This is a genomic window from Tamlana crocina (assembly GCA_040429635.1).
Classification (GTDB): Bacteria; Bacteroidota; Bacteroidia; order Flavobacteriales; family Flavobacteriaceae; genus Flavisericum; species Flavisericum crocinum.
The window spans coordinates 483,892-495,971 of record CP158972.1 but is presented as its reverse complement, the minus strand read 5'-3'; the positions used below and the strand labels follow the sequence as shown (position 1 = coordinate 495,971).

Below are 12,080 nucleotides of genomic sequence, written 5' to 3'. Positions count from 1 at the left end.
TTTGCTTTATTTATCAATTATCTGCTTAAGTATAAGCGTCCTTGTTCTGGTTGATTTTCGCCATCATTAAATTTGAAGATGTAGAAATACACGCCTACAGGAAGTTTTCCTTTTGAAACCACTCTCGATTGGTTGGATGTTCCGTCAAATCTTGGAGAATTGGCATTTCCTTTGTAAACCACATTACCGTTTCGGTTAAAGATTTCAATTTCGAAATTCGGATAAAGTAATGCTAGGTTGTCAACATCATAAGTATCGTTTACACCATCGCCATTTGGAGAGAAACCGTCTGGCAAATTAACTTTTCCGCAAGCGGTAACATCTGGCGTTACGGCCAAACGCGTACTACTTTCACAACCCGTTGAAGCATCTATCAATGCGGCATAATAAGTCGTGTTTGTAAGTGTTTCACTTTCTGAAAGGGTTGAGCCACCTGTTGCGACATCGTACCATACCACATTATCGGTATTTGAATCGTACTCCAAAATATTATTGCTTAAATCCAAAATGGTTGGATTATCATTGATACAATAGTCTTCGGAAGCATTTTCCAAGGTTGGTGTTGGGGCATCGTTCACCGTAGCTACAACTTGCACGGCCACTGACGATTCACAACCCGAAGTTGTTGTTTGGGTAGCATAATAATCCTCTCCATTAGTCAAGCCTTCTGTTCCTGTTAAAGGTAAAGTTAAGCTTGCATCTTCGTACCAATTCACTGTTCCACTTGGACGAATAGCTATTGACAAATCTGCTACTGTTGGGTTATCAACCAAACAGTAAGACGGATTGGCATCGTTAACAATTATAGCTGGGCTATCATTAACCGTTACCGTTACTTCAGCCTCGGCATCTGGCGAACAAGGTGATTCTGCCGTTACGGTATAAGTATAATCTCCCGGGGCATCGACAGCAGGGTCGAAAACGCCCGTACCACTAGCTAAGGCAGGCGACCAAGTTCCGCCGCTTTGGGCACCAGAACCTAATAAGGTGAATAAATCGATTGGTCCATCTATAACACAAAGCGCAGCGGATGCATCTGCTCCTGCATTTGGTGCCAAGGTAACTGAAACATCAATACTACTTGATGCCGTTCCGCAAGCGTTGGTGTATGCATAGGTATAAGCACCCGGAGCATCAACTAAAGGATCAAAAACACCCGTACCACTAGTTAAGGCAGGCGACCATGTTCCTCCCGTATCTGGATTTCCGTTTAAATAATCAAATAAATTTACAGTGCCATTGTTGCTACAAAGCTCTAATGGGTTGCCATCCGTTCCAGCATTAAAAGGCTCTTCCACTGTTACCGATATAACCGTGCTATCGTCAGCACAAGGAGATGTGCCTGATACGGTATAAGTAAAACTATAGGTTCCTGCGAATAATCCCGTGGCATTAAAAATACTACCGAGCAACGAGCCCACGTTATCGTCATTACTCCAAGTACCTCCAGCATCTTGCGAACCATCTAAGCCAGCAAATAAATCGATATTATTATCTGTGCTACAAACAATAAGCGCTGTACCATTGGGGTTTCCGGCATTTGGAGACGTGTAAATATTTACGTTTACCGCTGTTCGGGTTGCCGATTCACAATTTTTTGCTGGATCGGTTTGCGAAGCATAATAAGTAGCACCATTTACTAAGGTGTCTGTACTTGCTAACAGGTTACCACCAGTGGCCGCATCGTACCATTGGATGTTATCTCCAGTAGCCACTAAATCGGCCACGGTAGCGCTATCACAAAACTCTTGTGGAGAATTGGCGGTTGGAGCGAAAGTATCATTTATAATAATGGTTACGGTTACGTCTGCATCGTCGCAACTACCAATAGCATCCACATTAAAAGTAAAATTGTAATTGCCTTGAGTAAGATTATCTAAAGCCACTTCATTTCCGTTTAAAGCACCTGAGGCGTCATCATCAGTCCACGAACCTGATTGGTCTTCACCGGTAAGTAAATCGAACAGATTATAAGTTTGCCCCGTTGTAATTTCCGAAAGGCAGAATTCTGCCGGAGCATTTACTGTGCCGGATTCTGGAGCGTCGTTTACGGTAATTGTTACCGTGCTACTATTCGAGCATCCGTTGGTATCGGTAATAGTATAGGTAAAATTATAGCTCCCTATAACCAAAGCTGTTAAATCAATATCGCTTCCCGAAAGGGCTCCCGAAGTATTATCGTCGCTCCAATTACCTCCAGCATCTTCGCCTGAAAGTTGATCAAACAAATCTAAAGGTGAATTGGCTGTTAAATCATTTTCACAAAATGAAACGTTTGACGGTGTTCCGGTATTGGGCAGTGGGTTAATAATAACGGATACAGTAACGTTTGCATCGTCACAGCTTCCTATTGGGGCAATATCAAATGTAAAACTGTATGTATTTGCAGTATAACCCGATAAATCCACATTGGTTGGGTCTGCTACTGTTGTTGATGTCGTATTATTGGTCCATGTCCCCGTTCCACTTTCTCCAGAAATTAAGCTGTATAAGTCAAAACTTGATGATGCAGCGCCTTCACAAAACTCGGCCGGCGCATTCGCTGTACCGGATTCCGGAGCATCGTTTACGGTAACCGTTACCGTGCTACTGTCCGAACATCCATTCGCATCAGTAATGCTATAAGTAAAATCATAGCTTCCAATACCCAAAACAGTTAAATCAACATCGCTTCCAGAAAGGGCTCCCGAAGTGTTATCGTCACTCCAACTACCAGCAGTATCTTCGCCTGAAAGTTGAGCGAATAAATCCAATGGGGAGTTTGCTGCTAAATCATTTTCACAAAATGTAACGTTTGACGGTGTTCCGGTGTTTGGTAATGGGTTGATAATAACGGATACCGTAACGTTAGCATCGTCACAACTTCCTATTGGGTCAATATCAAATGTGAAACTGTATGTATTTGTAGTATAACCCGATAAATCTACATTGGTTGGGTCTGCTACTGTTGTTGATGTTGTATTATCGGTCCATGTTCCAGTTCCACTTTCTCCAGAAATTAAACTGTATAAGTCAAAACTTGCTGGCGCAGCCCCTTCACAAAACTCGGCCGGCCCATTGGCCGTACCAGATTCTGGAGCTGGTTCTATCGTAATACTAATAGTTTCAGTATCTGAACATGTTCCATTATCGATAGTGTAATTGAATGTATATGGGCTCCCCGACACAGTAAGTGTTGTTAAATCTAAACTATTAGAAACAGTAGCATTGCTCGAATCGGTCCATGTACCTCCGTTATTATCTTGCGAACCATCTAATGCATCGAATAAATTAAAGGGTGAGTTTGACGCCAATTCGTTCTCGCAAAACGTTTGATCTATGGCAACACCTGCATTTGGATCGGCCAAGACAATAACTTGTACCGTCGTAGATTCCTCAGGACAGGGACTTGGTGCTAAGTTTTGGGTGTAGGTAAAATTATAGGTTGCCGGTGTAAAGCTTGTTAAATCGATAGGCGATGTAACTACAGGGTCTGAACTGGAAGTTCCTTGTGTCCATTGCCCATTAGGGTCTTCATTTTCAATCAGTGAGAACAAATCAAAATCTGTTGGTAAGCCAGACTCGCAAAATGAAGCTGGGTTGGAAGCCGAAGCTGTACCCGACGACCATGTTTCATAAATTATTATTGAAACCGTTGAAGTTTCATCAGGACAAGCATTATTACTCAAAACAGTATAGGTAAACATATAAGTTCCCGCTGTGGTTAATGATGAAATGTCAACCGTACCCAGATGCCCATTTGATGTTGCTACTGGCCCTGCCCAATTTCCCGTTGTATATGGTGCGCCTGTTAATTCATCAAACAAATTAAAGGGCGCAGGAAGGTTGTCGTTACAATACTCCAATGTTGCTGAGTTTCCTGCGTTAACTGGATCATCAATTTCAACTGATACAGGAACTGCATTACTATCACAGGTTATTTCATCAACTTGCACATAATACGTAGCTCCATCTACTAAAGGTGTAGTAAGCGATAAAGCTGGAGGAACTGGGTCTCCAGAACCATCTACGCTACTATACCAGCTATAACTGCCTGTTGTTCCCGGATTCAGATCCTCAATCGTGGGGTTAGTATCAGAACAAAAAGTTTGGGGACTAACAGGGGTTGGATCTTCTGGCGAAGCTAACAATATTGTATTCCCTACATTAATTTGACTTTTACAAGCACCATCAATAAAAACAATATAGAATTTTGTAACTCCAACAGGTAAAGGATCTGAAGTGTTTGCAAGATTGGTTAACCCAGAATCATAATACAATTCAACTCCTGTTGGAATATAAGGTGCTAATGCATCATCAATATAATCTTGAATTACAGCATTTTCATTACTACAATAGAACTTGTCCAATGATACACCAGAAGAAGGGCTACTAACTTGAAAGTCTATTGTAATAGAATTTCTCGGTGTGGGGCAATTGCCCGAATTATTATCAATATAATACGTTCCTTCGTAAACAAGCTGAGAAGGAGAAAACGGGTTCCCTCCGGTATCTTCATCATACCAAACAATACCGTTTCCGGCATCGGTGGCATACGTAGCACTTAAATCGTTAAAAGTAAATCCCGAAGCATCGCAGATAGGCGGCGGATTTGAGTCTGTAATTGTTGGGCACTGTGCGAACAATGTTATCGACGTACCAAACAACAGTAAAAACAAGAGCGCATGTTTAAATGCATTTCTTAACAGTAGGTCTGTTTTCATAATTGAAACTTTAGAATCTTGATTAAATAGCGTTCAACTTGTACTAAATACTACCAACAAATTGGGAGAATCACATTACAAATGAAATTTAACGCAATTTAACTGATTTTTTTGTATTTCGTCGATTTTTCCAATTATTTTTTTCGTTTTGTCGAAAAAAAAAGGCTTTAAACGACAAAACCCGCCTAAATAGGCGGGTTTCTATATTTCAATTTTACTTTTATTAGTGTTGAAGCTCCTCTTCTCCTTCTTTTAAAGGTATGTTTTGAGGAACAAAGTCTACATCGTGTCCTGGTTTACTGTAATCGTAAGCCCAACGGTGTACGTGTGGAATTGCTCCTGGCCAGTTTCCGTGTATGTGCTCTACAGGTGTTGTCCACTCTAATGTAGTAGACTGCCATGGGTTTTGAGTTGCTTTCTTTCCGTAGAAAATACTAGCAAAGAAGTTATATAAATACACAATCTGTACCACACCACCAACTAGGGCAAACACCGTAATAACAACATTTACATTCGCTAAATCATCAAATAATGGGAAGTTACTATTAGTGTAATAACGACGTGGTAAACCTGCCATACCAATAAAATGCATCGGGAAGAATACACCGTAAGCGCAGATGGCCGTTAACCAGAAGTGAATATAACCTAAGTTTTTGTTCAACATACGTCCGAACATTTTAGGGTACCAGTGGTAAATACCAGCAAACATACCGTACAATGCCGATATACCCATTACCAAGTGGAAATGAGCCACTACAAAGTATGTATCGTGCACGTTAATATCTAAAGCTGAATCTCCTAAGATGATACCTGTTAAACCACCAGTAATGAAAGTTGAAACAAAACCAATTGAGAATAACATGGCTGGATTCATCTGTAAATTACCCTTCCAAAGTGTGGTAATCCAGTTAAACGCTTTTACAGCAGATGGAATGGCAATCAACAATGTTGTAAAAGTAAATACCGAACCAAGGAACGGGTTCATACCAGAAATAAACATGTGGTGACCCCATACAATCGTTGAAAGGAAAGCGATAGCCAAAATAGAAGCAATCATAGCACGGTAACCGAAGATAGGTTTACGTGAGTTTGATGCCATAATTTCAGATACTAATCCCATCGCTGGTAAGATTACAATATATACTTCAGGGTGACCTAAGAACCAAAATAAGTGCTCGAACAATACAGGAGAACCACCTTGGTAATGCAATACTTCACCTTGAATAAAAATATCTGATAGGAAAAACGAAGTTCCAAAACTTCTATCCATAATCAATAATAACGCAGCCGATAATAATACTGGGAATGAAATTACACCAATGATAGCTGTAATGAAAAACGCCCAAATGGTTAACGGAAGTCTTGTCATAGACATCCCTTTTGTACGCAAGTTAAGCACCGTTACAATGTAGTTTAATGATCCCAATAATGATGAAGCAATGAAGATAGCCATAGATACCAACCATAAGGTCATACCCATACCCGAACCACCTTGAGCCATCGGCAAAGCACTTAACGGCGGATAAATAGTCCAACCAGCAGCAGCAGGCCCAGCTTCAACAAATAAAGAGATAATCATGATTACACTCGATAAGAAGAATAACCAATAAGACACCATGTTTAAGAAACCGGATGCCATATCGCGTGCACCAATTTGCAACGGAATTAAAAGGTTACTAAACGTACCACTTAAACCAGCAGTTAATACGAAGAATACCATAATAGTACCGTGGATGGTAACCAAAGCCAAATAAATATCGGCATCCATTACGCCACCTGGTGCCCATTTGCCCAATAAGGCTTCAAACAATACGTTTGGCTCTTCCGGCCATGCAATTTGCATACGGAACATCATAGACATTAAAACACCAATAACACCCATAATAGTACCAGTAATAAGGTACTGCTTAGCAATCATTTTATGGTCTTGACTAAATATATATTTAGTTACAAACGTTTCTTTATGATGATGTCCGTGGTCGTCGTGAGCGTGGTTATCTGCGTGTGCTGACATAATCTTATATCGTTTTTCTTTTTTTAAAAATTAGTTTACTAAAGAGTTTTTAAATTCCTTTTGCTCTTTCATCCAAGCATCAAATTCTTCCTGCGTTTCCACTATAATCTTCATTTGCATGTTATAGTGTGATTTTCCGCAAATTTTGTTACACAACAAAAGGTAATCGAATTCGTAACGCTCTAAAGCATCTTCGCCGTTGGCTACCAATTCCTTACTGTTTTCAACTCTAATGTTATTAATGTTTTGAACTTTTTCAATCATTTGAGGTGTTTGGCGCATTTCCTCTGTGGTTACTGTTGGCGTAAACCCAAATTGCGTAATCATACCTGGAACACAGTTCATTTGAGCTCTAAAGTGAGGCATGTAAGCAGAGTGCAATACATCCTGTGAACGCATTTTGAACAATACTGGCTTGCCTACCGGTAAGTGCAATTCTGTAGTGATGACATCATCCTGTGCATTAGGGTCAGCCTCGTCTAAACCTAAAATGTTAGCACGATCGATATCAATTAAACGCACATTGGCTTTTCCTAACGTATTATCGGCTCCACCATATCTTGCTTTCCAGTTAAACTGTTGGGCATACAATTCTATCACTAATGGATCATCGCTTTCATCAACCCCCATAATGTTTACCCAAGTGCTCAATCCGTAAATGATTAAACCTGCTAAAACAATTACTGGGATAATGGTCCAGATTGCCTCTAATTTATTGTTATCGGCAAAGAACAAAGCCTTTTTCCCTTTTTCACCTTTATATTTAAATGCGAAATAGTGCAGTAAAAATTGGGTTATCGTCTGAACAAAGAAAATAATTACCAATGAAATTATCATCAAATTATCAATGGTTGGCCCATGCTCTGAAGCCGAATTTGATAATAATGGTAAATCTCCCCATTTAACAAAACATACTATGGTAATGATGTAAATAAAAGCTAAGAAGCCCATCATTAAATAACCATTTATTTTATTATCCTGATCTGTGGCCACACCAGAGGTAGTGTTTTCGTTTCTAGCCTGTGCCAAATCGAAAATCTTTACCATTTGCCAAATGGCAATTAAAATAAATACTAAAACTATAATTGTTAATAAAGCAGTCATTGGTATCGTTCGTCTTTATTTATATCTTAATTAATAATGAAAATCTTCACTTTCTTTTCTAAAAGGATAGCCTTTTACTAACAGCGGTGCTTTGGTTAAAGCTGTAAATACTACGAAAATAAACAGCCCCGCAAACAATAGTATTGAACCAATTTCTGGTACACCAATAAACCATCTGTCTCCTACCGTTGCCGGCATTATCATATTGAAAATATCAATATAGTGACCAAATAGGATTACTAAACCGGTCATCACTACAAACCAAGGAATTCGTTTGTAATCGGCATTCATCAACATTAAAATTGGGAATACAAAATTCAATACTACCATACCTAAGAATGGTAATTTGTAATCGTTGAAACGGCTAATAAAGTAAGTTACCTCTTCTGGAATGTTCGAGTACCAAATCAGCATGAATTGTGAAAACCAAAGGTAAGTCCAGAAAATACTCATGGCAAACATAAATTTAGCCACATCGTGAATATGATTTTCGTTTACGAAATCTAAATAACCCCTAGATTTTAAGTAAATAGCAATTAAAGCAATAACCGTAATACCACTTACAAACATACTAGCGAATACGTACCATCCGAATAAGGTTGAAAACCAGTGTGGATCTACACTCATTATCCAATCCCAAGACATCATCGATTCTGTATAAATAAAGAATACTAAGAATGCCGCAGAAATACGGAATGACTTTTTGAAGTTACTTTTATCTTCTGCAGTATCTTGAGCGATAGAAAACTTACGTGAAAAATGGCGATATAATACCCAACCAGCGATAAAGATGATTCCACGGATAGCGAAACCAGTGATGTTCAACCAGCTCGATTTACCTTGAATCAGTTTATCGTGGGCAACTACATCAGGATCCATCCAAATAAATAAGTTATAATGGCCAATAGTGCCAGATGCCAAAGCAATCAACAATACAATAACAGCTCCCGGTAATAGATATGCCGTAATACCTTCCATAACTCTAAAAAGCACTGGAGACCATCCGGCCTGCGATGCAATTTGAATCGCATAGAACGCCAAAACACCCAAAGCAATCATCATAAAGAAAAATGCCGCGACATATAATGCCGCCCAAGGACGATTTGCTATTTGATGCTGGACGTGCTCAATATGTTTAGCGTGCTCGTCAACTTCAGCGTGTGCTTCTTCGCCATGAGCATCTGCTGCATGGGCATCGTGCGATTGTGCAGCATGAGCCGCTTCCTCACCGTGCCCACCGCCATGGTGTGCTTCTTCAGCAAGAAGCGTTTCAACCTCTTCAAAAGATTTATGCGATGTCATAAAACCATATCCAACTCCTAATAGCCCCAATACCATTAGAATGATAGAAAATGTCTTTAATTTATTTGAAAATGTGTACATATCTATAATAATCTTATCAGTCTTATTTTTCTAAATCGGCCTTTAACTTCAACACATACGATACTACTTGCCAACGCTCTTCTTCGTTAAGTTGGTTAGCATACGATCCCATCGCATTCTTTCCGTAATAAATAGTATGGTAAATACTACCAGCTGTGATTGCTCTACCGGCATCATCGTAACTTGGAATACCCAATATCTTTTCTCGTTTCACAAGGTTTCCTTGTCCGTCTCCTTTTGTTCCGTGGCAGATACCGCAATAAATATTGTAAAGCTCTTTACCTCTCTCTAAATCTATAGCTGTAGAATCAAGCGGATTGGTTAATGAAGCCTTAGCCAGTTCATAACCTTCAGTGGTATTATCAATATCAAAAGGAATGTGACCTCTAGGCACAGATCCTTCAGCAGGCAATTGTGCTTCTACACCATCTCTAAATGCCGCTTCCCCATAGGTTTCATAACCGGCAGACTCATACATATTGGGCATGAATTGATAGTTTGGCGCTGTACTTTTATTACATGATACAGCCACAAAAACGACTGCTATTGCTACTATTTTAATTAAGCTTTTCATAGATATATTAATGGGCTTTATCAACTAAATTAACTTCTACTGCACCGGTATCTTTAAGTAAGCTGGCAAGCTCTTCTTCATTACCGTGCACAGGTATTTCCATTAAAAAATGGTCGTCTGTAGTTCTTGGATCTGGGTTTTCAGCTTTTTTAAATGGCCACATTCTACTTCTTAAGTAAAACGTAATTACCATTAAGTGGGCTGCGAAAAATACCGTAAGCTCGAACATGATAGGCACGAAAGCTGGCATGTTTTCCAAATAGCTAAAACTTGGTTTACCACCAATGTTTTGAGGCCAGTCTTCAATCATGATAAAGTTCATCATGGTTATCGCAACGGTAAGACCAACCAAACCATACATGAATGCAGTTATGGCGATACGCGTTGGCGCTAAGCCCATGGCTTTGTCTAGCCCGTGAACCGGAAACGGAGTATATATTTCTTCAATGTGATGTTTGGCTGCCTTCACCTTTTTTACGGCGTGCATTAATACATCATCATCGGTATAAATAGCGTGAATAACTTTTGAAGCTTCCATTGACTATAATTAGTTTATTAAATTTTTAGCTTGTCCTGCCCAATCATCGCGTTCTGCTCTTCCAGGGAAAGAACCAGTGATAGAGTCTAACAAATCGTATTCTTTTTTGGTCATTTTACTAACCTGAAGGAAGGTATAAATACCAATACTATTAAGCACTTCTTCCATTTTAGGTCCAACACCACTAATCTGTTTCAAATCATCAGCGGTTTGCGTAGCAGCATCAAACGTACCAATGCTTCCTAATAAACTGCTTACCTTTTCTGATTTTTCTTCTTCTGAAACTTCAACCCTTTGCTTTGCAGGTTCGGCAGTTGCCACAGATGATGTTCTTGGATCGGCACCTGTACCTACTAAGCTCTGTCCAGCTTCTCTTAAGTTTTTATATTTTTCGCCCGAAGATTTCAAAATCGTCTTCACCTCTGCTTGTGCAATTACAGGGAATGTTCTTGAGTATAATAGGAACAATACAAAGAAGAATCCAATCGTTCCGATGAAAATTCCAATATCAACAAACGTTGGCGAGAACATAGTCCATGACGATGGCAAATAATCTCTATGCAACGAGGTAACAATAATTACGAAACGCTCGAACCACATTCCTATGTTTACCACAATAGAGATAAAGAATGAAAACATAATACTAGTTCTCAATTTCTTGAACCACATAAACTGTGGAGAGAATACGTTACAGGTCATCATCGCCCAGTATGCCCACCAGTAAGGCCCTGTTGCTCTGTTTAAGAAGGCGTATTGTTCGTACTCTACACCTGAGTACCAAGCAATAAATAACTCAGTAATATAAGCCACACCTACAATAGAACCAGTAATCATGATTACAATGTTCATCAATTCAATGTGCTGTACAGTGATATAATCTTCAAGGTTACACACTTTTCTCATGATAATAAGAAGCGTGTTTACCATGGCAAATCCTGAGAATACCGCACCAGCAACGAAGTATGGTGGAAAGATGGTGGTGTGCCATCCTGGAATCACCGAGGTAGCGAAGTCGAACGATACAATGGTGTGTACCGAAAGTACAAGTGGCGTTGCCAAACCGGCAAGTACCAATGATACTTCTTCAAAACGTTGCCAATCTTTTGCTCTTCCAGACCATCCGAAACTCAATATGGAATAAATTTTCTTCTGAAATGGCTTTATAGCTCTATCTCTTAACATCGCGAAATCTGGTAATAATCCAGTCCACCAAAATACTAGTGATACAGACAGATATGTAGAAATCGCAAATACGTCCCAAAGTAATGGTGAGTTAAAGTTTACCCACAACGAACCGAATTGGTTTGGAATAGGGAGTACCCAATAACCTAACCATGGACGACCCATGTGGATAATTGGGAACAAACCTGCTTGCACAACCGAAAAGATGGTCATCGCCTCTGCAGAACGGTTAATTGCCATTCTCCATTTTTGACGGAACAATAAAAGTACCGCAGAAATAAGTGTTCCTGCGTGACCAATACCTACCCACCAAACGAAGTTGGTAATATCCCAAGCCCAACCTACGGTTTTATTTAAACCCCAAGTACCAATACCCGTAGATATTGTATATAAAATACACCCAATACCCCAAAGGAAAGCGGCTAGTGAAATTCCAAAAACTATCCACCATTGTTTGTTTGCTTTTCCTTCTACTGGCTTTGCTACATCCACAGTTACATCGTGGTATGATTTTTCGCCGGTAACTAAAGGTCTTCTAATAGGTGCTTCGTAATGAGACGCCATAATTATATAATTGATTCT

At 39.6% G+C, this 12,080-nt stretch carries 7 protein-coding genes; all 7 read right to left on the bottom strand.

Going from position 1 to position 12,080, the window contains the following annotated elements; genetic code table 11:
- Nucleotides 1–17 precede the first annotated feature (17 nt).
- On the bottom strand, nt 18–4,703 hold the full coding sequence (locus ABI125_02205; GenBank protein ID XCF06681.1) for a gliding motility-associated C-terminal domain-containing protein: 4,686 nt from the start codon (nt 4,701–4,703) through the stop codon (nt 18–20).
- A 223-nt stretch (nt 4,704–4,926) separates the two neighbouring features.
- Complete coding sequence (locus ABI125_02200; protein ID XCF06680.1) at nt 4,927–6,717, bottom strand: cbb3-type cytochrome c oxidase subunit I; 1,791 nt, start codon at nt 6,715–6,717, stop codon at nt 4,927–4,929.
- A gap of 30 nt (nt 6,718–6,747) precedes the next feature.
- Nucleotides 6,748–7,821, bottom strand: coding sequence for a cytochrome c oxidase subunit II (locus tag ABI125_02195; protein XCF06679.1), 1,074 nt, complete (start codon nt 7,819–7,821; stop codon nt 6,748–6,750).
- A 30-nt stretch (nt 7,822–7,851) separates the two neighbouring features.
- Nucleotides 7,852–9,204: a quinol:cytochrome C oxidoreductase gene (locus ABI125_02190; GenBank protein XCF06678.1), complete on the bottom strand. Its 1,353-nt coding sequence runs from the start codon at nt 9,202–9,204 to the stop codon at nt 7,852–7,854.
- A gap of 22 nt (nt 9,205–9,226) precedes the next feature.
- Nucleotides 9,227–9,691, bottom strand: a complete 465-nt coding sequence (locus tag ABI125_02185; GenBank protein XCF06677.1) for a cytochrome c — start codon at nt 9,689–9,691, stop codon at nt 9,227–9,229.
- A 94-nt stretch (nt 9,692–9,785) separates the two neighbouring features.
- Nucleotides 9,786–10,316: a DUF3341 domain-containing protein gene (locus ABI125_02180; protein XCF06676.1), complete on the bottom strand. Its 531-nt coding sequence runs from the start codon at nt 10,314–10,316 to the stop codon at nt 9,786–9,788.
- 9 nt (nt 10,317–10,325) lie between these two features.
- A complete protein-coding gene (gene nrfD, locus ABI125_02175; GenBank protein XCF06675.1) occupies nt 10,326–12,062 on the bottom strand; it encodes an NrfD/PsrC family molybdoenzyme membrane anchor subunit in 1,737 nt (578 codons plus the stop codon).
- Nucleotides 12,063–12,080: the final 18 nt, after the last annotated feature.

Bases quoted from the DNA above. Each gene is read 5' to 3' on its own strand.
- ABI125_02205 (XCF06681.1), bottom strand. From the start codon at position 4,703: ATGAAAACAGACCTACTGTTAAGAAATGCATTTAAACATGCGCTCTTG.
- ABI125_02200 (XCF06680.1), bottom strand. From the start codon at position 6,717: ATGTCAGCACACGCAGATAACCACGCTCACGACGACCACGGACATCAT.
- ABI125_02195 (XCF06679.1), bottom strand. From the start codon at position 7,821: ATGACTGCTTTATTAACAATTATAGTTTTAGTATTTATTTTAATTGCC.
- ABI125_02190 (XCF06678.1), bottom strand. From the start codon at position 9,204: ATGTACACATTTTCAAATAAATTAAAGACATTTTCTATCATTCTAATG.
- ABI125_02185 (XCF06677.1), bottom strand. From the start codon at position 9,691: ATGCCCAATATGTATGAGTCTGCCGGTTATGAAACCTATGGGGAAGCG.
- ABI125_02180 (XCF06676.1), bottom strand. From the start codon at position 10,316: ATGGAAGCTTCAAAAGTTATTCACGCTATTTATACCGATGATGATGTA.
- nrfD (XCF06675.1), bottom strand. From the start codon at position 12,062: ATGGCGTCTCATTACGAAGCACCTATTAGAAGACCTTTAGTTACCGGC.